The 22,191-nt window shown below is 63.7% G+C and carries 21 protein-coding genes; 9 read left to right on the plus strand and 12 right to left on the minus strand.

Annotated features, from left to right (window positions below; genetic code table 11):
- Positions 1 to 11: 11 nt before the first annotated feature.
- Complete coding sequence (gene aceE / locus CDV46_RS04070; RefSeq protein ID WP_087690553.1) at positions 12 to 2,708, minus strand: pyruvate dehydrogenase (acetyl-transferring), homodimeric type; 2,697 nt, start codon at positions 2,706 to 2,708, stop codon at positions 12 to 14.
- A gap of 101 nt (positions 2,709 to 2,809) precedes the next feature.
- On the opposite strand from aceE, the gene CDV46_RS04075 reads away from it, so the two are divergent.
- The 3 genes from CDV46_RS04075 (at position 2,810) to CDV46_RS04085 (ending at position 4,418) form a co-directional block, all read left to right on the plus strand.
- On the plus strand, positions 2,810 to 3,268 hold the full coding sequence (locus CDV46_RS04075) for a MarR family winged helix-turn-helix transcriptional regulator (protein ID WP_087721860.1): 459 nt from the start codon (positions 2,810 to 2,812) through the stop codon (positions 3,266 to 3,268).
- 180 nt (positions 3,269 to 3,448) lie between these two features.
- A complete protein-coding gene (locus CDV46_RS04080; RefSeq protein ID WP_087721861.1) occupies positions 3,449 to 4,090 on the plus strand; it encodes a glutathione S-transferase family protein in 642 nt (213 codons plus the stop codon).
- Positions 4,091 to 4,094: 4 nt separating this feature from the next.
- Positions 4,095 to 4,418 (plus strand): DMT family transporter, encoded by a 324-nt coding sequence (locus CDV46_RS04085; protein ID WP_087721862.1) that lies wholly within the window; start codon positions 4,095 to 4,097, stop codon positions 4,416 to 4,418.
- An 11-nt stretch (positions 4,419 to 4,429) separates the two neighbouring features.
- On the opposite strand, the gene metC is transcribed toward CDV46_RS04085, so the two are convergent.
- The 7 genes from metC to CDV46_RS04120 all read right to left on the minus strand — a co-directional run bounded on the left by metC (position 4,430) and on the right by CDV46_RS04120 (position 11,261).
- A complete protein-coding gene (gene metC, locus CDV46_RS04090; RefSeq protein WP_087722023.1) occupies positions 4,430 to 5,617 on the minus strand; it encodes a cystathionine beta-lyase in 1,188 nt (395 codons plus the stop codon).
- A 77-nt stretch (positions 5,618 to 5,694) separates the two neighbouring features.
- Complete coding sequence (locus CDV46_RS04095) at positions 5,695 to 7,314, minus strand: rhodanese-like domain-containing protein (RefSeq protein WP_087721863.1); 1,620 nt, start codon at positions 7,312 to 7,314, stop codon at positions 5,695 to 5,697.
- Between the two features lie 216 nt (positions 7,315 to 7,530).
- Complete coding sequence (locus CDV46_RS04100; RefSeq protein WP_087690563.1) at positions 7,531 to 8,121, minus strand: cysteine dioxygenase family protein; 591 nt, start codon at positions 8,119 to 8,121, stop codon at positions 7,531 to 7,533.
- Between the two features lie 93 nt (positions 8,122 to 8,214).
- Positions 8,215 to 8,982 carry an amino acid ABC transporter ATP-binding protein gene (locus tag CDV46_RS04105; RefSeq protein ID WP_140413303.1) on the minus strand — a complete coding sequence of 256 codons (768 nt, stop codon included), beginning with the start codon at positions 8,980 to 8,982 and terminating at the stop codon, positions 8,215 to 8,217.
- Positions 8,983 to 9,028: 46 nt separating this feature from the next.
- Positions 9,029 to 9,721 (minus strand): amino acid ABC transporter permease, encoded by a 693-nt coding sequence (locus tag CDV46_RS04110; protein ID WP_058376682.1) that lies wholly within the window; start codon positions 9,719 to 9,721, stop codon positions 9,029 to 9,031.
- Between the two features lie 4 nt (positions 9,722 to 9,725).
- Positions 9,726 to 10,418: an amino acid ABC transporter permease gene (locus CDV46_RS04115; RefSeq protein ID WP_058376681.1), complete on the minus strand. Its 693-nt coding sequence runs from the start codon at positions 10,416 to 10,418 to the stop codon at positions 9,726 to 9,728.
- A gap of 15 nt (positions 10,419 to 10,433) precedes the next feature.
- The gene (locus CDV46_RS04120; RefSeq protein WP_087721864.1) at positions 10,434 to 11,261 is read right to left on the minus strand and encodes a transporter substrate-binding domain-containing protein; all 828 of its coding nucleotides are present in this window, start codon (positions 11,259 to 11,261) and stop codon (positions 10,434 to 10,436) included.
- A 178-nt stretch (positions 11,262 to 11,439) separates the two neighbouring features.
- Here CDV46_RS04120 and CDV46_RS04125 point away from each other — a divergent pair, with 178 nt between their 5' ends.
- Positions 11,440 to 12,318 (plus strand): LysR substrate-binding domain-containing protein, encoded by an 879-nt coding sequence (locus CDV46_RS04125; protein WP_087690569.1) that lies wholly within the window; start codon positions 11,440 to 11,442, stop codon positions 12,316 to 12,318.
- Positions 12,319 to 12,369: 51 nt separating this feature from the next.
- Here the strand turns inward: CDV46_RS04125 and CDV46_RS04130 are convergent, their stop codons facing one another.
- From CDV46_RS04130 to CDV46_RS04145, 4 genes are all read right to left on the minus strand, one after another.
- Positions 12,370 to 12,942, minus strand: coding sequence for a DUF1993 domain-containing protein (locus CDV46_RS04130; protein ID WP_087690570.1), 573 nt, complete (start codon positions 12,940 to 12,942; stop codon positions 12,370 to 12,372).
- Positions 12,943 to 13,392: 450 nt separating this feature from the next.
- Positions 13,393 to 14,289 (minus strand): LysR family transcriptional regulator, encoded by an 897-nt coding sequence (locus CDV46_RS04135; protein WP_087721865.1) that lies wholly within the window; start codon positions 14,287 to 14,289, stop codon positions 13,393 to 13,395.
- Between the two features lie 42 nt (positions 14,290 to 14,331).
- Positions 14,332 to 15,036, minus strand: coding sequence for a cysteine hydrolase family protein (locus CDV46_RS04140; RefSeq protein ID WP_087721866.1), 705 nt, complete (start codon positions 15,034 to 15,036; stop codon positions 14,332 to 14,334).
- A gap of 127 nt (positions 15,037 to 15,163) precedes the next feature.
- Entirely contained in the window at positions 15,164 to 16,129 is a 966-nt protein-coding gene (locus CDV46_RS04145) for a nickel/cobalt efflux protein RcnA (RefSeq protein ID WP_087721867.1), read from the minus strand.
- 177 nt (positions 16,130 to 16,306) lie between these two features.
- Here CDV46_RS04145 and CDV46_RS04150 point away from each other — a divergent pair, with 177 nt between their 5' ends.
- From CDV46_RS04150 to CDV46_RS04170, 5 genes are all read left to right on the plus strand, one after another.
- A complete protein-coding gene (locus CDV46_RS04150) occupies positions 16,307 to 16,576 on the plus strand; it encodes a metal/formaldehyde-sensitive transcriptional repressor (protein WP_058376673.1) in 270 nt (89 codons plus the stop codon).
- 31 nt (positions 16,577 to 16,607) lie between these two features.
- Positions 16,608 to 17,792, plus strand: coding sequence for a hypothetical protein (locus CDV46_RS04155; RefSeq protein ID WP_087721868.1), 1,185 nt, complete (start codon positions 16,608 to 16,610; stop codon positions 17,790 to 17,792).
- A gap of 19 nt (positions 17,793 to 17,811) precedes the next feature.
- Positions 17,812 to 18,450, plus strand: a complete 639-nt coding sequence (locus CDV46_RS04160; RefSeq protein WP_087721869.1) for an ABC transporter ATP-binding protein — start codon at positions 17,812 to 17,814, stop codon at positions 18,448 to 18,450.
- 153 nt (positions 18,451 to 18,603) lie between these two features.
- Complete coding sequence (locus tag CDV46_RS04165; protein ID WP_087721870.1) at positions 18,604 to 20,064, plus strand: MFS transporter; 1,461 nt, start codon at positions 18,604 to 18,606, stop codon at positions 20,062 to 20,064.
- Between the two features lie 247 nt (positions 20,065 to 20,311).
- Complete coding sequence (locus tag CDV46_RS04170) at positions 20,312 to 22,183, plus strand: methyl-accepting chemotaxis protein (RefSeq protein ID WP_087721871.1); 1,872 nt, start codon at positions 20,312 to 20,314, stop codon at positions 22,181 to 22,183.
- Positions 22,184 to 22,191 lie beyond the last annotated feature (8 nt).

The raw sequence follows: 22,191 nt of genomic DNA on the forward strand, positions 1-22,191 counted from the left end.
CGCGCCACACGTCACACCGACGCCGGGTCCAGCTTCTCCGGATCGATACCGTACTTGACGATGGCCTCGGCGGCACGCTCACGCGGCAGCTTGCCTTCGTCGGCCAGCGCGGTGAGTGCCGCAAGCACGATGAAATGCCGATCCACTTCGAAGAACGTCCGCAGTGATTCACGCGTATCGGAGCGGCCGAAACCGTCCGTGCCCAATGTCACGAACCGTCGATCCGAGACGAACGGGCGAATCTGATCGCCAATGATCTTCATGTAATCGGTGGCGACCACCAGCGGCCCATCCCGCTTCGCGAGACACTGCTGCACGTACGGCACACGCGGCATTTGCGATGGGTGCAGCAGATTCCAGCGTTCTACCGCCAGCCCTTCGCGTCGCACTTCGGTCAGGCTCGTGGCACTCCACACATCGCTCGCCACGCCGAAGTCCTTCGCCAGCAGTTCCCCCGCCGCAATGACTTCTCGCAGAATCGCGCCACTGCCCATCAACTGCACGCGAGGCGCATCCGGCGCGGGTGCAGCGCCTTCCTGCAACAGATACAGCCCTTTGAGAATGCCCGCTTCGGCGCCTTCCGGCATGGCCGGGTGTTGGTAGTTCTCGTTGAGCAACGTGACGTAGTAATAGACGTCTTCGTCGTTCGCATACATCCGGCGCATGCCGTCTTGCAGAATCACGGCCAGCTCGAACTGGAACGTCGGGTCGTACGACACGCAGTTCGGAATCACGGACGACAGCACGTGACTATGTCCGTCGTCGTGTTGCAACCCTTCGCCCATGAGCGTCGTGCGCCCGGAGGTTGCGCCCAGCAGGAAGCCGCGCGTGCGCGCATCGCCGGCCGCCCACGCCAGATCGCCGACTCGTTGCAGCCCGAACATCGAATAGAAGATGTAGAACGGAATCGTTGCAAAGTCGTGCGTGCTGTACGACGTGCCCGCCGCAATCCACGAGGCAATGGCCCCCGATTCGTTGATGCCTTCCTGCAAGATCTGACCGTCGCGCGCTTCCTTGTAATAGCTCAACTGACCGGCGTCCTGCGGCGTATAAAGCTGGCCGAGATACGAGTGGATGCCGATCTGACGGAACAGTCCCTCCATGCCGAAAGTGCGTGACTCATCCGGCACGATGGGAATGACGCGCTTGCCGATCTCCGGGTCTTTTAGCAGCGTGGTCAGCATGCGTACGAACGCCATCGTCGTCGACAACTCGCGCTCACCGGAGTCTTTCAACTGCCCACTGAAGGCACTCAACGGCGGGATCGCAAGCGGTGCGCGAAGGCCGAACCGCGCCGGCAGGTTTCCGCCCTGTGCCGCGAGCCGCGCCGCAAAGTAGCGGCCTTCAGGGCTGTCCGGCGACGGCTTGAGATACGGCATCGCGTCGAGTTGATCGTCCGGCACCGGCAAGTCGAAGCGATCGCGAAACGCGCGCACGGCATCGGCGCTCATCTTCTTCAGTTGATGATTGACGTTCTGTCCTTCCCCCGCCTCGCCCATGCCGAAGCCCTTGACCGTCTTCGCGAGAATCACCGTCGGACGCCCTTCGGTGCGCATCGCTTGCGCGTAGGCCGCGTGGACTTTCAACGCGTCGTGACCGCCACGGGCCAGTTGCCAGATCTCGTCGTCGCTCAGGTGCGCGACCATCGCCAGCAACTCGGGCGATTTGCCGAAGAAGTGCTCACGCACGTAGGCACCGTTTTGCGACTTGAACGTCTGATAGTCGCCATCGACGCAGGCCATCATTCGCTCGCGCAGCAGACCGTGCGTGTCGTTTTCGAGCAGGGCATCCCAGCCGCTGCCCCAGACCACCTTGATGACATTCCATCCCGCCGCGCGGAAGGTGCCTTCCAGTTCCTGAATGACCTTGCTGTTGCCTCGCACGGGTCCATCCAGCCGTTGCAGATTGCAGTTCACGACAAAGATCAGGTTGTCGAGCCGTTCGCGCCCGCCGAGCGAAATCGCGGCCAGCGACTCTGGCTGATCCATTTCGCCATCGCCAAGAAACGCCCAGACCTTGCGGCCCTGATGCGGCTTGAGACTTCGGTATTCGAGATAGCGCATGAAGCGCGCCTGATACGCGGCGGTGAGCGGCCCGAGCCCCATCGACACCGTCGGGAACTGCCAGAAGTCGGGCATCAGGCGAGGGTGCGGATACGACGAAATACCGTCGCGCCCCGCCTCACGCCGGAAATCATCGAGCTGCGCCTCGGTAATGCGGCCCTCCAGATACGCGCGGCCGTAGATGCCCGGCGCGGAGTGCCCCTGAATGTAGATCATGTCGCCGTCGAACGTGTCGGTGCGGCCACGGAAGAAGTGGTTGAAGCCCACGTCATACAGCACCGCCGCCGACTGATACGTCGCAATATGCCCGCCGACGTTCGAGTGCTTGCCCGCGCGCAACACCATCACCATCGCGTTCCAGCGAATGAAGGCGTTCAGGCGTCGCTCGATGGCGAGATCGCCCGGATAGTCCGGCTGGCGCGACCGGGGAATCGTGTTGACGTACGCCGTCGTGACGCGTCCGTGGTAATCGCCATGACGCTCGAAATCCCAATCGGCGAGGCGATCCATCAGGTAGTGCGCACGGGCACGGCCCTCGTATTGCGTCACGCCGTCGAGTGCGTCGAGCCACTCGCGCGTCTCCTGCGCGTCGACATCCGTGGGCGAGGAATTTGCGGCGTGCGCCGCCAGCAGCGGTTGAGTCATGACATGCCTCCTTGTGAGTTGCAATTGCAATCGTCTTGCCGGCCATTCTAGCCATGTACAATTGCAACTGCAACTCACATTCGAATTTGACGAGGGCCCTCATGAGTTCAACCGACCCCGATCTGTGGTTTTCCTTCGTGCGCGCGCACCGCACGATGATTCGCGAAATCGAGCGCCGTCTGGCCAACGCCGGCCTGCCGGCCTATGCGTGGTACGACACGCTCTGGGGATTGGAAAGCGGCCCGGACGGCACCCGCCGCATGCATGAACTGGCCGACGTGCTCGCGATCGAGCGCTACAACCTCACGCGGCTGATCGACCGGCTGGAGCAGGAGGGGCTGGTGACACGGATGCGCTCGCCGGAAGACGGCCGCGCCGCCTACGCGACCATCACCGACAAAGGCCGCGCCCTGCGCAAAAAGATGTGGAAGGTCTACCAGTCCACGGTCGCGGAGCTGTTCCTGAGTCAATTCCGCGAGAAAGACGTGCGCCCGACGGCCGAAGCCCTTGATCGCGCCAGCGCCGCCGCGTTCGAACTCCTCTCCGACAGCAAACGCTAAGGCCCACAAGCCTCAATCGCCATCTCTGGACGTTCCTCGCGACCTCCTCGGTCGCCCGATGGGCGTGCGCGCCGATGACTCGCTTGCGGTTCAAAACGAAACCGCATAGGATTGCAATTGCAATCCATTACACGAAGTCATTCCTGAAGTCATTCGGCGACCGCCCACGAGAGGAACGTCATGGCACTCCCCCTGACGCTGTACACAGCAAATACCCCCAATGGGCTGAAGGTCAGCCTGTATCTGCATGAAGCCCGGCTTGACTATCGTCAGATCGACGTCGATCTGTCGTCAGGCGAGCAGAAGCGACCCGAGTTCTTGCGGCTGAATCCGAACGGCAAGATTCCGGTCATCGTCGATCACGAGCATGACCAAACGGTATTCGAGTCGGGAGCGATCCTCACCTATCTCGCGGACAAAACGGGGATTTTGCAGCCTGCCACTGAGGCCGGGCACCTCGCCGTGCAGCAGTGGCTCCATTTCCAGATCGGTGGCATTGGGCCGATGCTCGGGCAGTTGTGGTGGTTTTTGCACGGCGCGAAGACAGACAACCGCGAAGCCATCGAGCGCTATCGCAAGGAGTCGCTGCGCCTGCTTGGTGTGGTCGAAGCGCGTCTCGCACAGTCCGCCTATCTCGCGACCGACGACTATTCAATCGCCGACATTGCCGCGTTTGCGTGGCTGCGCACGTACGAAGAGTTGCACCTCGATATCGCTGCGTTTCCGCATATGCGGCGCTGGCTCGCGACTATTGCCGAACGGCCGGCTGTACAGACGGCCATCGTCGCGAATCGCGGCGTGCCACTGGCGCAGGAGGAATGACGCGATGGCTTGGGGATATTTGCTGCTGGCGGCCGCGCTCGAAATTGCGATGGGCATCGCCCTCAAGCTCAATAGCGGCTGGACCCGCCTCACGCCCAGCGTCGTCGCACTGGCCGCGGCGCTGGCCAGCATCTATCTGCTGGCACTGGCGTTGAAGACGCTGCCGGTCGGCACGGCGTATGCCATCTGGACAGGCATCGGCACGATCGGTCTGGTCGTTATCGGTGTAATGGTCTTCGGCGAAGCGTTGACGTGGTCGCGCGGGGGCTTTCTCGCCCTCGCGATTCTCGGCATTGCGGGGCTGCGCATGACGGGAGGCGAGGGCTAAGGAAAGCAGCGTTACGCTGACATTTGCGCGAATCCGGCGGCGAGATCGTCCATCAGATCCTGCGGGTCTTCCAGACCGATGTGCAGCCGCACGATCGGACCGGCCGTCGACCAGTCCTCACAAGTGCGCGTGCCGGCAACATTCGACACCGTCGCCAGACTCTCGAAGCCGCCCCACGACGCGCCGATACCGAACAGGGTCAACGAATCGACAAAGCGGTCTGCCTGTGCGGCGGTCGCGTTCGCGAACTCGAACGAGAGCAGCCCGTTGGTGCCCAGACAATCGCGTTGCCACAGGGCGTGCCCGGGGTGCGATGGGAGGGCCGGGCAGAAGACACGCGCCACGTCGGGCTGGCTCTCCAGCCAGTGCGCGATTTCCAGCGCGTGGCGCTCGTGCATCTGCAAGCGCGCCGCCAGCGTGCGCGTACCGCGCAATACGAGATAAGCATCGTCCGGGCTCACTGCCACGCCCTGCGCATCGGCCATCGTCGAAAGCGTCTGCCAGACTTCTTCGGTGGTAGTGACGGTGCCCATCATCACGTCGGAGTGCCCGCTCAGATACTTCGTCGCCGCCATCACCGATACGTCCGCACCCAGCATCAGCGGACGATATTGCACGCCCGATCCCCAAGTGTTGTCAGCGACAAGCAGCGCCCCGTGACGGTGAGCAAGGTCGGCCAGCGCGGGGATGTCGCACATCTCGTAGACGAGCGAACCCGGCGCTTCCACGTACACCAGCTTCGTGCGGGCGGTCATATGCTCGCCGACATCGCTGCCATCGGCGCGGAAGTAGGTGACGTGCACGCCCCACGGCTTGAGGAAGGTCTCAACGAAATGACGCAGCGGCTGGTACACGCAGTCGGCGATCAACACGTGATCGCCGGGGCGCACGTAAGCGAGAAACACCATCGAGATCGCCGCCAGCCCGGTCGGGAAGAGCCGCGTGCGATAGCCGCCTTCGAGCGCGGCCACCACGTCTTCCAGTGCGAAGCCGGTCGGATTGCCGCGCGCACCGTAGGTGAACATGCGCTCGGTGCTGCGACGGCGGCGGGCATCGTTCAGGTCGTCCATCGAGTCGAACAACACGGTGGACGCGCGCACCACAGGCGGGTTGACGGCACGGCCGCCGACGACAGGGGTATGCGTGCCGCCCTTCACAAGACGGGTAGCAAGACGTTGGGGGGGCGTTTGTCGGGACATGATCAGGGCGTTGGCAATGACCGGCAGGTCGGATTCGTCGCGTGCGCGACCGGGCCGCGCACGCACAGGCACTGCAATTACTTCGCGGCGTCAGAGGCAGTGATACCACCGATGCCACCAATGCGGAAGGCACCGCGCTCCTGCTCGTCGAGTTGCGCGAGCAGGCCCGTCTCCCACGCCAGATACTGACGCGCGGCCGCCTTGTTACCGTCGTGGCGGTCGTGCACGAAGAACAGGTAGTCGATGCACTCGGCATCCACCGGCAGGTCGGGCGTACTCATGCCCGGCTGGCCCGCCGCCGTCCACGCCTTGAACCCGCCAGCCAGCAGCGAGAACGTGCGCGAGTCGGCAGGATGGGTGCGACGCCAGTCGGCCACGAACAGTTCGGCAACGCCGCGCTCATCGGCCACGAGCACGACATTATGCGCTGCCGGCAACTGCGGCAGGTGCGGACGAATCGCCCATTTCGATCCGGGAATATGTTCGCGCCGGTAGCTCATGCTGGGACGCACGTCGACCACAGTGACGCTGTCGTCGGCCAACGACGCGGCGAGCGCTGCGGCGTCGATCTCCGGCAATGTGATGTCGAACGCGGGCGTCGTGGCGGCCAGCGATACGCCGCTTTCGAGTCCATCGCGCAACACACAGGCGTCGTGACCCAGTTGACGCAACCAGCTCGCGACGATCGGTGCACGTACGCCGTCGTTGTCGAACAGCACCACGCGGGCATGACGCACGCCCACATATTGGTCAGTCGCCTGAATCAACTGGCCGCCCGGCGTGTGCTGCGCGCCCGGCAACGTGCCGGCGGCAAATTCTTCCGGCGTGCGCACGTCGCACAGGTACAGCGAGCGCGACGCGTCGCCAGCCCACTCGGCAAACGTCGCTGCATCGATTTCCGGCACGGCGAAGCGCTCGGCCAGCGCGTCGCTGGCTTCCTGCATTTGCGCGACATTCGACGGCGCGACGGCATCCGGATAACGGCGCGTGCTGCCATGTTCGAGCGGCAGATCTTCGAGATACCAGCCTTGCGTGCCATTCTCGAGCGCCATCACAGGGTTCGGAATGCCGAGATTGATCAGTGTCTGCGCGCCGATGATGCTGCGGGTACGCCCGGCACAGTTCACCACGATGGGCGTTTGCGGGTTCGGTACCAGTTCGCGAATGCGGTAGCCCAGTTCACCATTCGGGCAGCAGATCGACGACGGGATCGTCATCTTCAGATACTCGTTGACGGGGCGGCCATCGAGAATCACGACCTCGTCGCCGCGCTCGCGCATCGCGGCGAGTTCGCGCGCGGTCACGCGCGGCGTGTGATACGCCAATTCCACCAGTTCGCCGAACGTCTTCGACGGCACATTCACACCGGCGAACAGCGCGTACCCCGCCTGTTGCCAGCCTTGGGTGCCGTTCTCCAGCACATGCACGTTCGTGTAGCCGAGCGCCGCCAGACGCGCGGCTGCCTCCACGGCGACCGACGCGTCGGTGTCATAGACCACCACGCGCGCATCACGGCGCGGCGCGAGCCGGGGAATATCGAGTTCGAGGCGGCTGTAGGGCAGCGTCACGCCATAGAACAGGTGGGCTTCGCCGTACTGGCCGTGCTCGCGCACGTCGAAGACGGCAATCTCGGTGCCGTCGTGCAGCCAGTCCTTGAGCTGGGCGGCCGGCACGAATGAAGGAGTGAACGAGGTCATAGCGTAGCGTCAGTTTTCGAAGTTCGTCGCGGCGTTTGCCGAAACGTAGGGATGAGCGAGCCCGCACCGCCGGTCAGGGCGGTGTGATGCGGGGGGCGCGAGATTCGCTCGCGCCGTCAGGAATTACCGCGGCCGGTGCTGCGTTCCGTGCTTGGCGCTCAGTGCACCACGCAGGCGGCGGTTTCTATCGGTGAGTTTTTGCGCTTAGCGGCGCGCTTATCGACGTGTCTTCACGCCGATGTCCATCACCTGATACGTGCCTTTATCCAGATCGAACGTGATGCGCTCGGTGAGCGTCTCCAGTGCGCGGCCGTACATGTGCAGGTGGCGAATGGGGGCTTCGCCCTTGATCTCCACGGCGTGGATATCTTCCGAGGCCAGCGCAATGCCATGCCCCGGATCGACCACGACGGTGTCGCTCACTTCGAGCGTGCCGACGCCGGGCGTCGCGCCGTCATCGGTGCGGCGATACACGTAGTTGTATTCAGTGCCGTCGACCGCCGCGATGCACGCCCACGTGGTGTGGTTGTGCGGCGTGATCTTCTTGCCGGGGCGCATCACGTTGAGATACAGCGCATAGGTGCGATCGGCATCTTCGTGAATCAGATAGCGCGCTTGCAGCTCGCCGTCGTTCGGCGGCGGGAAGTCGGCGTCGTTCCACAGCGCGGTGCGTGCGGCGAGCGACTTGACCTGTTCGAGCACGGCAGCGAGTGCCGGGCGCGTTTCGCCCGCCGGGGCCAGTGCGGCCTTCATTGCGGCGATGGCATCGGCCACGACGGCCTGGCGTTGTTCAGTTTGCGTGGACATGGTGAGGGTGTTCTCCGTGAAGCTTTGTTATGGATGTGCCCGAAAACAGCTGACTAGGGCAATGTCGCGTGTGTGTTTTATCGTTATGGGGTATCAGGCCGGTACCGCGTCGCGGGGCACGCTCACGAACGGTTGCGGACGCAGCACGTCTTGCAGGAACCGCTGCGCGCGCGCGTGTTTCGGCTGACTGAAAAACTCAGCCGGCGGCGAGTCTTCGAGCAATTCGCCCTGATCCATGAACCAGACGCGGCTCGAGACATCACGGGCAAAACCCATCTCGTGCGTGACGATCATCATCGTCAGACCTTCGTCGGCGAGGGCGCGCATGACTTGCAGCACTTCCTGCACCATCTCCGGATCGAGCGCACTCGTCGGCTCGTCGAACAACATGAGCGGCGGCTTCATGGCCAACGCGCGCGCAATCGCCACGCGCTGCTGTTGCCCGCCCGAGAGGTTGGCCGGCATCGCATCGATCTTGTGCGCGAGACCCACCTTCGCGAGCAGCGCTTCGGCTTGCGCCGTGGCTTCATCGCGCGACATGCCGAGCACCTTCGTCGGGCCGAGAATCAGGTTCTGCCGCACCGACAGGTTCTGAAACAGGTTGAAGCTCTGGAACACAAAGCCGATGCGCGCACGCAACTGGTTGAGTTTCACGTCGCGCGCCGTCACGTCCTTGCCTTCGAACAGGATGCGTCCCTGCTGAATCGCTTCGAGCCGGGTAACCGTGCGAATCAGCGTCGACTTGCCCGAGCCCGACGGCCCGCACACGACAACGACTTCGCCGCGGTTGATGGTGGCGTCGATACCCTTGAGCACGTGATGCTCACCGTAGTACTTCTGGACATTCTCGAATGCGAGCATGGTCATGGCCGCGTTCTCCTTCTGAATACTTGAGTGCTTCACGTGCTCAGGCCAACCCCGCGCGCTGGCGGGCGATGCGACGCTCCAGCCAGCCGGCGAAGCGCGAGATGGCGAAACACACCACGAAATAGAATGCTGCGAGCACGAGGAACGTTTGCAGCGGCTTGGTCAGCGTGATCGTGTTCACCTGCGCGGCCGAGTACGTCAGCTCCGGCACGCCGATGACGTAAGCCAGCGACGTCGCCTTGATGATCGACACGAACTGATTGACGATCGACGGCAGCATGTTGGCGAGCGCCTGCGGCAACTGCACGTAGCGCATGCTTTGCAGCCACGACAGCCCATTCGAGCGCGCGGCTTCCATCTGTCCGCGCGGCAGGCCTTCCAGACCGGCACGCACGATCTGCGACAGGAAAGCGCTTTCGTAGACGATGATGGCGCAGACCGCCGTCGTGAACGCCGAGACTTCGGCCCCCACCAGCAACGGCACCGCGAAGTACGCCCAGAAGATGATCATCAGCAGCGGAATGCCGCGCACGAGGCGCGTCCACACACCGATCACGCGTCGCAGCCAACGCCACGGCGAGACTTGCCCCATGCCGATCGCTACCGCAATCGGGAACGAGATCACCAGCCCCAGCGCCGAGAGAATGAGCGTGACCGCCACGCCGCCCAGCGGGCCGTTGGGCCAGCTGCCGACGAGGAACAACGCGAGATAGTCGTGAAGAATCTCGAACATGGCCTCAGACTCCCGATGGCGCCGTACGGCGCTTGGCAAAGTGCTCGGAGAGCGCCATCAAGGCCAGCGTACCGATCAGATACAAAATCGTCGCCACCAGAAATACGTCGAATGTACGGAAGGTCAGGTTATCGATCTGACGGGTGCGATACAGCAATTCGTGCACGCCGATGGCCATCGCCAGCGAGCTGTTCTTGAAGAGCAGCAACGCCTGATTGAGCAGGGCGGGCAACGCCGCACGAATGCCTTGCGGCAGGATCACGTAGCGGAACGATTGCAGATACGTCAGACCGATCGACCACGCGGCTTCCTGTTGGGTGTGGGGAATGGCGCGCAGGCCGGAGCGCATGTCCTCCGAGATAAACGCCCCCGCGTTGAGCGCGAGCGCCACCGTCGCGAAGAAGAACTCGGTGTTGCCGGCATTGATCCAGTCACGCGCGCCGTCGGGCAGCAGTTGCGGCACGCCGAAGTACCACACGAGAATCTGCACCAGCACCGGCACATTGCGGTGGTACTCGACCACCACGATCACAAAGCCCTTGAAGAGTTTCACCGGCATGGCGCGCAAGGTGGTGAGCGTCACACCCACCACGATCGCGAGCAGGCCCGAGACCACGAACAGGCGCAGCGTCGTCAGCACCCCATCGCGAAACAGCTTCAGGTAGCCGTCTTCGAGCAAAAACGAGAGATCGAACATCGCAGGGCGTCTCGCTTACTGCACTTTGATCGGCTCGACCTTGTAGTCGCGCGTGAACTTGTAGACGGACTTGGCGCCCAGCCACTTGTCGAAGCTGTCCTGCAAGCCGTTGGTCTTCTCGTAGTCGAGCAGGATCTTGTTGACCGCCGCCATCAGTGCCGGCTCGTTCTTGTTGGTCACCACACCCCAGCGTTCTTCGTAGACCGGCTTGGTCAGCAGACGATATTGCTGCGGCGTCCCTTTGGCGGCCGCTTCGCTGGCAAAACGCGACAAGATCAGTTGACCGGCGACGAGCCCTTCCACCTTGCCCTGTTGCAGCGCGAGGAACGCCGACGAGATGTCGTGGAACGTGAGCAGGTTGGAGTCGGGCAGGCGCGTGACCGAGACTGCCGCCGAGCTGGAACCTTCGGATGCGGCGATCTTCTTGCCGGCGAGTTGGTCCAGCGTCTGGATCGGCGAGTCGGCGCGCACCAGCACGCGAATCGGGGCGACGAAGTATTGGTCGCTGAAGTCGACCTGTGCGGCGCGTGCGGGCATCCATGCGACGGCGGCGGCCAGCACGTCGACACGGCGTGTCTTCAACTCAGCGATACGGGCATCGGTCGACAGTGCACGGTGTTCCAGCTTCACACCGAGACCCTTGGCGATCGCGCTGCACACGTCGACGTCGAAGCCGACGATCTTGCGCGAGGCGGCATCGGGAAACGCGTAGGGCTCGCTGGCGTTCTGCGTGCCGCAAACCAGCGTGCCGCGCGCCTTGATATCAGCCAGTTGGTCGGCGTGCGCGAGGCCCGTCATGGCGAGTGTCGCGAATAGCGCGGCTGCAAGGTGTCGTTGCCACATGATCCTGAGTCTCCTTGGGTTGGACCGATTGAGGGGATCCATTAGCGGGGGAGTGATCTGCCCTCGGTCACATAAATATTGCTTGAGTGTTACGCAGGTTATCGACCAAAATCTGCAAGAACAATTTAATTTTTATCCCGGATACATTAGCAACTCTGAAGTATCGGCACGGAACCTCATGCGAAATCTGGATATCGATCTACTGCGCACTTTCGTCGCGATTGCCCAGCACGAAACCTTTGCGGCAGCGGCCACGCGCGTGGGCCGCACCCAGTCGGCGATCACGCAGCAGATGCAGCGGCTGGAGCAGGAAATGGGCTGCCCGCTGTTCGAGAAGCAGGGCCGTCAGAAGACGATGACCGCCGATGGTGTGCGGCTGGTGGCGTATGCCAACAAGATTCTCGCGCTCAACGATCAGGCCGTGCAGGTCATGCACACGCGCGGACCCGCGGAGAAGCTGCGCATCGGCTCGCCGCACGATGTGGCCGACTCGATACTGCCGAGTATGCTGCGCCGGTTGTCGAAGCTGTCCGGTGAGTTGCAACTCGAGATCATCGTCGGGCGCAGCCCGCACCTGATGGACGCGTTGCGCGACAAGGAGCTCGATCTGGCGATCTCGACGCGCTATGACGAAGGGTTTCCGGGCATCAAGCTGCGCACGTCGCCGATGGTCTGGATCTGTGCGGACGACTTCATCTTCAATGCCGCCGAGCCGGTGCCGCTCGTCATGGCGGACGAATTGAGCCTGTTCCGGCGGTTATCCATCGAACGGCTCAATGCGGCCGGTATTGCGTGGCGAACCAGCTTCCATTCGCCCACGCTTACGGGCATCAAGGCCGCGATCAGTGCAGGGCTGGGCATCACCGCGCGCACCACCGAACTCCTCGACGCCAATATGCGCGTGCTCTCGGAGGCGGACGGGCTGCCCCGGCTACCCGATGTGGCGTTCTATCTGTATGTGCAGCCCACGTGCACGAGTCAGGTGCTGCGTGAGCTGTTCGAGTCGACCGAACACATCGCCACGCGCTTCGGGCCGCCGTTTCTTATCGGAGAGTAATAGGCGGTGAGGCGCGCGTGGCGTGAGGGGGTCGTGGGCGATGCTAATGGCTTATGCCTGCGGTGCCGTGCCCGGGCGCAGATAAGCCAGCACATGCGGCACGTAGTCGGCTTTGCCGAGTTCGACGCCGTGGTGACGCAAGATGCCGTAAGCCGTATTGATATGGAAGTAGAACTGGGCGAGCAGCCAGTCGCGCGCGTATTGATCGCCGGTCATGTCGAACACGACGCCGTTCGGCAGCGCGAGCGACACGGTGAGGTCTTGGCCGGCGTCCAGTGCGCCCGGGGGCAGGGCGTCGAGAAACGCGAGTGAGCGGGCAAGGCAAGCCTTCGCGTCATCGAACGTGCCCGGCTTCTGGTTGGCGTTCCAGCCTTCGCGCTGCACATCGAGCGCCGCCTCGGCCACGGCTTCTCCGCGCAGCCGATAGGCCGGCTCCATCGCCTGATAGCTCACGAAGCGCACTTGGGCGGCGAGCGGATACATGTCGGGGGCGAGACGCAACGTCATCAACGCGTTGGGGTCTTTGCCCGCCGAGCGTTCGTATTCTGCGGCCTTATCCAGCCAATTAGACAACGCGCGCAGCATCTGCGACAACGTGGGGACAAGCAGCTCGGTCAACGTCATGCGAAAACTCCGGTGATGGGCTCAAAGCGGTGACGGCAGGTATTGCCGCCGCGCGAAGCATAGCGCGATAGCGCTTGTTTCGCAGGTCAGAATGCGCGCTGCGCTCATCCGGTCGATCAGGCAGTCGCGAATGTCGATTCTGGCGAAAACACCGCCACCTCGCGCAAGCGGTGCCGGGCTGGCAGAGGCGTCAATTCTGGCATAGCCGGCCGTCACTGTGATTTGTCTCAGTTTGCACGGAACGGCCCGCCCGGTATCGTTGAATCAACTCGCGAAACGCGAGACCGATGAAACCGAATAGCGGAGGTCGATATGCCCTGGATGGCTCTCTTGGACGGATTGGTGGCAGTGGGTTCGGCAGCAGCACGGCTCGCCCCGGTGGCCAAATTCCTCGCACAAACGGTCGATATCTTCTGCTGAACGGCCGTTCGGCGTGGTGGCGATGTCTCGTTACCGGCGGCCGTAATGCACCGCCATGAAGTCGATGAACGCCCGCGCTCGCGGGTTGACGTGGCGCGTACGCGGATACAGCGCGTAGTAGTGATGCGCCCCCATGCGGTACTGCGGCAGCACCCGGACAAGCGTGCCCCGGGCGAGTTCGGTTCGCACCGTACGCTCGGTGAATGCGGCGATGCCCGCACCGGCGAGCGCCGCAGAAAACAGCGCAGGAATCGCGTCACTGGTGAATCCACCCGCAACCGGCACACGATGCGGCTCGCCCGCAGCGTCGGTGATCGACCACTCCGCCACTTGCCCCGGCCGCACGGACGCGAGCCGTCGATGGTTCACCAGATCGGCGGGCACCGACGGCAAACCATGTTGGGCGAGATACGCTGGTGAGGCGACGAGAACGGTATCCGATGTCGTCAGCAATTTCGCCATCAGACTGCTATCGGCCAATGGCGCAGCGCTGATGCGCAATGCAACATCGAAGCGCTCGGCAACGAGATCGACGAACTGGTCGCTGCATGACAGCGTCAACGCGATATCGGGATATTGCGATTCAAAGGCCGGCAGCCAATCGGCCAACTCCAACGTGCCGATGGCTAACGGCACCGTCACACGCAACGCACCGCTCACCTGTTCTCGCTCGCCCGACATGGCATGCGTCATGGCATCGACGCGCGACAAGATATCGAGGCAATGCCGGTGATAGCGCTCCCCGGCACTGGTCAGCGTGAAACCCCGCGTGGTGCGATTGAGCAGTTGCACGCCCAACGCCGCCTCGGTCTGCTTCAACTGCCGCGACACGCTGGAATGCGACATGCCGAGCACCTCCGCCGCCGCCGAAAACCCCTTGGCGTCGACGATGGTGCAGAAGATGCGCATTGCCAGCAGTTGATCCATGGCGGACGTCGTGTGCAGGTCAGATCGGGAACGGGGCCGCCATCAACGCAGCGGCAGACGGCGGATGCCGTCGGTGGTCATCACATCGCCGAAGGTGTCTTCGATTTCGGCGAGCGCCGCGCGGTGCAACACGTCGCTCGATACTTGCGAGCCGTCGGCGCGCGCGATGTCCCGGGTGGCGGTGGCGTCCGATGCTACCACGACGGTATAGCCCAACGGCACGGCATCCCGTGCGGCGCCGGCCACGCACGCGTGCGTCATCAGCCCCGCGATCAGGATCGTGTCGATGCCCTGCGCCTTGAGCCGTTTGTCGAGATCGGTGCTGGCAAACACACTGACCGTCGTCTTCTGCAATACCGTGTCGTGTGCACGCGGCGCCATTCCCGGCACGAACGCGACCGTTGCACCGTCATTTGCAAAAACAGCGGCGCCAGCAGGGGCGACATGCTGAATCTGGAAGACAGGAATTTTCGCTTCGTCGGCAAACGCGATGAGTTGCTTGGCGTTTTCCATCGCGCGGGCACCGTCGGGAATCGGCATGCGGCCGGTGAAATACTCGTTCTGGAAATCGATCACGAGGAGCGCCGTGCGCTTCGGATCAAGATGGTCCACCGGCGTCGCGCCGAGCATCGCGCGGATAGTCGGATGCGCAGGGGTATCAGACGCGTGTGCCGCGCCAGCGGTCGCGGCACCGAGAGAAAGGCCCAACGCGGCCAGTTTGAGCGTGCGAAGCAGAAGGTGCGTCATGTGCGGAATCCTCTATCGGAAACAATCGAGGCTCCCAGTCTAGGGACGCGGCAGGGCGTCGAACAGCTGCCCCGCCGCACAGGATTTGTTTGCCGACTGCACTAATCGACGCAGAGGAATTCCCGGCTCAGCCGTTGAACCAGAGGTGCGACGCGCCCTGATAGCCGACGTACAGGCCGACCAGAATAATCAGCGCGCCCGAGAAATACGGCGCTTTTCTCGCGAATTCACCGAACCCGCTCCAGCGTCGCGATACGTGCCGCACGCTCAGCGCCGCCAACACCCCGGAGACGACCATCGTGAGGGCCAGCCCGATGCTGAAACACAGTACGAGCCCGGCACCCAGTACGAAGCGCTTGAGTTGAAGGCACAGCAGCAACACCGTAATCGACGCGGGACACGGCACGAGACCGCCCGTCACACCGAACATCACGATCTGCCCCGTCGTGACGTTGCGATCGCCAAAGCGCTTCTCGATGTCCCGGGCGTGGGCCCGCTCGTGGGCATCCTGATATTCCGCCGTCGCCATACTCGACACTGCGCGCGCTTGTGCGGGCTGCGCATGGGCATAGGTGTGGGCGACGGAACTCAGATTCTGATGCTGCACATGCCCGGTGTGAACGTGCCCCGGCGCATGGCCGTGATCGTGATCGTGCGAATGGTCATGTTCATGGCCGTGCGGGTGCGGATGCGCGTGATCGTGATCGTGATCGTGATCGTGATCGTGGCCAGCATCGTGCGCGCGGGCCCGAGCGTTATCGCGCCACGTGCGCCACAGCATCCAGCACGCAATCAGCACGATCAGTACCGCCGACGCCAACTGGAAATACGGCTCTGACGCGTTGGCATCCCAGCCGCGTCCGAAGTACAAGCCGGCCATCGCCACCACCCACACCACGGCGGTATGCGACACCGTCGCCGACAACCCGAGCAGCACTGCCTGCCCGACCGTGCCGCGAATCGCGACGATAAACGCCGCCATCATCGTTTTGGAATGCCCGGGCTCGAGCCCGTGCAGCGCGCCCAGCAGGATCGCGCTCGGAATGAACAGCCAGGCATTGCCTTGCTGAAGAAGGGTCGAGAATTCAGTCATGAGACAGCTCGCGAACAGACGGGGAAGATCGAACAGCGCGGTCGCTATTCGACGAAACGGGTCGGAAAGTGGCCCGTAACGGTCACTCGCGACTGCCGCCAATATACTCCCCACCAGTATATTTGTGTTAGCATTTTTTTCACGGATTTCCCGGCATCTACAGGAGCGCGGTCAGACGTGCATACGATTCGAGACAAGAACAAGCTGTTGGCACGGGTTCGCCGCATCCAAGGGCAGGCGCAGGCGCTTGAGCGCCAACTGGATCAGGAGGGCGACTGTGTCGAAATCCTGCAACAGATCGCGGCCATTCGCGGCGCGGTCAACGGGCTGATGGCGGCCGTCATCGAAGGCCACCTCGTCGACCATCTGGTCAACGAACCCGATCAGGCGCAGCGGGAGACCGAAATGGCCCCGATGCTGCACGTCATCAAGACCTATCTGAAATGACCTGCATCCCCACGGCCGCGCGTCGCTTGTCATGCTGATCCTTCGATTGCGCTGGTACGCCCACGAAACGTCGAGAGTGTTGCTCAGACACTGGCAGGCGCTGTGTCTCGTGACCATGCTACTGCTGCCGTCGATGCCCGTTTTCGCGCAAGCGCGCATTCTCGGCGCGCCGGTACTGGCCACGCTCTCACCGGCACGCGGCATCGAGTGGCAGTTTCTGTGGATTCATGCGCTCGAAGGCATCGGCATGCTGTGGGTACTGGCGCAGCGCCGGGCGATTGGGGGTGGCAAGTTCGCGGCGTTCTTCCGGTCGTTGCCGATCCCCGGCTGGCGCGAGCGCGGTGTCGATCTCGCGGTATTGGCACTGGCCAGCACGCCGCTGCTGCTCAGTGTTGTGGCGGCCGTCGTCGCCCTCGCGACGCATCCCGGCACGCATTACCTGTATGTATTCGATCTGACGCTCATCACACTGGCGGCGCAGTTGGCGGTCTTGCATCGCAAGTGGCAATCCGTGTGGCCGCTGTTCGCCGCCAATCTTCTGCTGATCGCGGGATTGCGCTTCACGGGCGCCTCCGCCTATGCGGGGCTGACCGGTGCGCTGCTGATCGCCGTGTGGGCGCTCGCGCGCACGTCGCCCGTGCAAAGCGCGCATCGCAGGCTGCCGGTGGTTTCAGTCAATGCACTGCGCGAAGGCTCGCAGGGTTGGCTACCTCCCATCGCGCGACTGCAAATCGGCATCCTGCGTCATCACGCCAGCGCCGTGTTTGGCCGCTGCCTATTGATGGGTTCGACCGTCGGTCTCACCGTTTATCTCACCGCACTGTGGGAATTCGACAAGCGTGGACTGCCGCTGGTATTGATCTCGCAGGCGATCATCGTGCTGGTGGCGGCGATGCACTATCGCGAGTTGAGCGCCGCCCATCAGCGCGCAGCGCACTTCATGAATTCGCTGCCTCGCAGACGATTCACGCAGACGGTCGCCGACATCACGACCATCGCCGTGCTCGCGTTGCCATTCGCTGCACTCGGCCCGGCGTACCTGACGATCAACGGCGCCATCTCCATCGTTCAAGCATGGATCGTCATCGTCAGTGGCGCGCCGCTGGTTGCCTTGCTACGACTCCCGCAACGCTACGTCCCACGGCAATCGGTACTGCTCGGCGCCACACTCGCCGCGCTCTGGGTCGCCGTCGCGTGGCACTGCATTGTTCCCTGATCTGCTCACCGACTCCTCCATGCTTCGCTTCGAACATCTCACCAAACGCTTCGGCAGCCGTACGCTTTTCGAAGATATGCACTTTCGCGCCGGCGCCGGATGCGTCGCACTGAGCGACGAAAACGGCAGCGGCAAGTCGACGTTGCTCGGCATTCTCGCCGGGACGATCGATGCCGATACGGGCGACGTCTGGCTCGACGGTCACTCGCTGCGCGACGCACCGCTCGCCGCCAAATCCTCATTGGCTTACGTCCCGGACGACTGTCTCGCCTACCCGTTTCAGACCGGACGCGCGTTCCTCGACATGGTGGCGTCCGAAAAGAAGGTGAGCGTCGATGACAGCGTGCTCGATCTGGCCAGCCGCTTCGGGCTCGCCCCGCATATGGAAAAGCGCTTCGAGCAAATGTCGCTGGGCACGCGTCGCAAGTTCTTTCTCAGTGCCACGCTGCTCGGCGCCCCGCGTGTGATCGTCGCCGACGAGCCGGGCAACGGCCTCGACGCCGCTGCGCGTGCGGTGTTGATCGACCTGCTCACCACGCTTGGCAAGGATCGCTGCGTGTTCTTCTCCAGTCACGATCCCGAGCTCACCGAAGCGTGTGGCGCAAGAACGGTTAGCTTCGCCGACTTCACCGCATCCGAAGCAGCGAAGCCGCGCTGAGTGCGCCGGGCGCAGCGACGCCCGCGTAGCCGGTGACGACAAACCCCGTAGCAAGACACCGCGTGAGTGACGTCGACACTTCACGACGCGTAGAAACATCCCGCGCTCGCGCGCCCGTAGACTCCGGCCATCATCCTCACTGGAACGCCGGTCATGCGCGCGCATCGCGAGTTGCCTCTCACCGACAGTGTCGGCATCGAACACGCCACATCCGTTCTCGCCCCCGACATCGTTAACACCCACGACGCCGACGACGCCTCCAACACCGCGCGCCGCCGGGTATTGGCAGCGACCTGCATCAGCTATGTCGTGGTCTTGCTCGACACGTCCATCGTCAACGTTGCGCTTGAACGGTTGAGCGTCGCGTTCGACGTGCGGATGGCAGGGCTCCAATGGGTGGTCAACGCCTACACGCTGATGTTCGCCAGCCTGCTGCTCACGGGCGGCACGCTGGGTGACCGATGGGGTGCGCGACGGGTTTATCTCGCGGGGCTCGGGCTCTTCATGCTCGCGTCGCTCGCATGTGCGCTGGCGGGATCGACTGACATGCTGATTGCCGCACGCGCGGTGCAAGGCATCGGCGCAGCGCTGCTGGTGCCGTGCTCGCTCAAGCTCATTCGCGACGCGACCCCTGACCCACAGGCCCGGGCACGTGCCATCGGACGATGGGTCGGTCTCGGTGGCATTGCGATGGCCGCCGGCCCTCTCGTAGGCGGCGCGTTGATCCATTGGTTTGACTGGCGCAGTGTCTTCTTCGTGAATGTCCCGATCTGCCTCGCCGGCATGGTGCTGGCGTGGCGCATCGCGGAAGACCGGGGCACTGCCACGTCCGGTCAGCGCGCGCCTGTCGACCTGCTGGGGCTCGCCTGCGGCATCGCGGCACTCGGCACGCTGGTCGGCGTGTTGATCGAAGGACACACCCTTGGCTGGACGTCCCCCGTCATTGTCAGTGGTGCTGTCGTGACGTGCCTCGCGTGGGCCGCGCTCCTGCGCATCGAAACGGTACACGCGCATCCGATGTTGCCGCTGGGGTTGTTCCGCCATGGCGTCTTCTCGGGTTCGACGTGCGCGTCGATGGCCTCAGCCTTCGTCTTCTACGGCCTGCTGTTTGTCGTCAGCCTGCACTTTCAACAGGCGCGCAGTTATTCGCCACTGCAAACCGGTGTGGCGCTACTGCCGATGACCGTCATGGTGGCGGCGGGCAGTCTGTTGGCCGGGCGAATCGCCGCGCGGTTCGGCCCGGTCCGGCCGATGATCGCGGCCTTTGGCGGTTACGCGGCGGGAGCGCTTGGGTTGGGGTTCGTGACGAGCGACATGCCCTATGGCTTTGCGATCCTGCCAATGCTGGCGATCGGTCTGGCGTCGGGCGTTGTTTCGCCTATCGCAACCGCACCCGCATTGGAAACGGTCCCTGCGGCCCGCGCCGGCGTCGCCGCGGCGGTGCTCAATACGGCGCGTCAGGCGGGCGCAGCACTGGGTGTCGCGACCTTCGGCTCGCTGCTGGCGGCATTGCACCCTTTTGAGGCGGGCCTGCGCGCGGCGCTCGCGTTGGCCGCCCTGGTCAGTCTCGTCATGATGCCGCTGTGGTGGCGAGCCATTCGACCGGCGGCATAGGCATGCACCGTCGCGGTGCCGAGAAGTACCGCAAGGTGCCGCCGATGTAAGCATCGGAAAGCTTCGTCAGCCCCGGTTGAGCCCGGTCTGACGCGCATTGACCTGCGTTCATTAAAGTTGTCACCGGATTGCGCCGTAAGCCGAGAGAGTAGACCAGTAGTGTTTGAGTGCGTCAGCGAGGGCCAGTGCCCGTCGCGGCGGTTCCCCTCTCTCAACGGCTCGCGCGCGGGCCAATCGACGGCAGCTTATGAAAGTCACTTCGTTGCGAACCCGGATTCTGCTGATCACCTGCCTGACGGTGGTCGGTGCCCTGATTCTGTCTGGCATCACGACCTATGTGATCGTGCGTGACAGCATGATGTCGAGCATCGCTCACACCCTCGCGGCCGTGGCTAACGGCAACGCGAGCACCATCGAGCGCTGGTCCACCGATAAGGCGACCGCCGTGAACGCCACCGCGCAAGTCGTGGAAAAGGGCGACCCCGCCGGCCTCGTCAAGCTGCTTGGCAAGACCAACGATTTCCCGATCACCAGCGTCGGCTGGTCGGACAAGACGTTCTTCTCCACCGCCGTCACACAGCCCGATTACGACCCGACCGCACGCCCTTGGTACAAGAGCGCCGTGGCCGCCGGCAAGCTGGTGGTCACCAAGCCGTACGGCGATTCGTCGACCGGCATCCCGTATGTCGCCTTCACCACGCCGATTTTGCGCGACGGGCAGATCACCGGTGTCGTGAGCGGTGCCGTGGCACTCACGGGGGTGCAGGACATCATCAAGGCCGTACACCCCACCCCCGCCAGCCTGGCGCTGGTGGTCGCGAGCGACGGTCAGGTAATCGCGCACCCGGACAGCAAGTTCTCGCTCAAGCCGTCGACCGACGTGGCCGCCACGCTCACCGCCGACTCGCTCGCCGGTATGGCCGGCGACGATGCCAAGCCGGTGGAAATGACGCTCTCCGGCGCCCCGAAGCTGCTCAAGGCCAAGCGCATTCCCGGCACCGACTGGTATCTGGTTGTCGCGCTCGATCGTGCCGAAGCCACCGCCGGTCTGACCCACGTGCTGGGCGCCACCGTCATCACGCTGGTCGTGCTCACGTTGATCGCGCTGGTCATTGCATCGCTCTTCACGTCGCGCGCGTTCAAGCGCCTGTCGATCGTGCGCGACGCGATGGACACCATCGGCTCGGGCGACGGCGACATGACGCAACGCCTGAACGTGGAAGGTCATGATGAAGTCGCGCAGATCTCGAAATCGTTCAACGCGTTCGTCGACAAGATCAGTTCCGTGATGCTCGACGTGCGCTCCGGTGTTGCCTCGATGACATCTGCCACGAGCGAAATCGAAATGGGCAACCGCGATCTTTCGCAACGCACCGAGCAATCGGCCGGATCGTTGCAGGAAACGTCGTCCGCATTGACGGAACTCACGTCCAGCGTGAAGCAGACGGCCGACACCGCCGAGCACGCCACGCGTCTCGCCAACGACGCCAGCGCCGCGGCGGCACGCGGCGGTCAGGTGGTGACCGACGCCGTGACGACGATGGGCGCGATCACGCAATCGTCGCAGCGCATTACGGAAATCATCGGCGTGATCGACGGCATCGCGTTCCAGACGAACATCCTCGCGCTGAACGCCGCCGTGGAAGCCGCCCGTGCGGGCGAGCAGGGCCGGGGCTTTGCGGTGGTGGCTGGAGAAGTGCGCACGCTGGCACAACGCAGTGCCGCCGCCGCGCAGGAAATCAAGGCGCTGATCGAAACTTCAGTGCAGAACGTGAAGAGCGGCACCGAGCGCGTGCAGGCGGCCGGCAACACGATGAGCGAGATCGTGAACGGCATCACGCGCGTGCAGCGTTTGGTGAGCGAGATCCACGGTGCCATGACCGAGCAGAGCACCGGCATCAGCCAGATCGACCGCTCGGTGTCGGAGATGGATCAGGCTACGCAGCAGAACGCCGCGCTGGTGGAAGAATCGGCAGCGGCCTCGGCGATGCTCAGCGAGCAGGCGCGCATGCTTGCCGAGACGGTAGCGCTCTTCCGTCTGCGCGATGAGCCGCGCGTGGCGCAAGCACCGGCGCTGTCGCGCGTCGGCAGTGCGGCACCGCAGCGATTGGCTGCCTGAGCACCGCA

The organism is Pandoraea sp. PE-S2T-3 (assembly GCF_002179965.1).
In the GTDB taxonomy this organism is placed as follows: domain Bacteria; phylum Pseudomonadota; class Gammaproteobacteria; order Burkholderiales; family Burkholderiaceae; genus Pandoraea.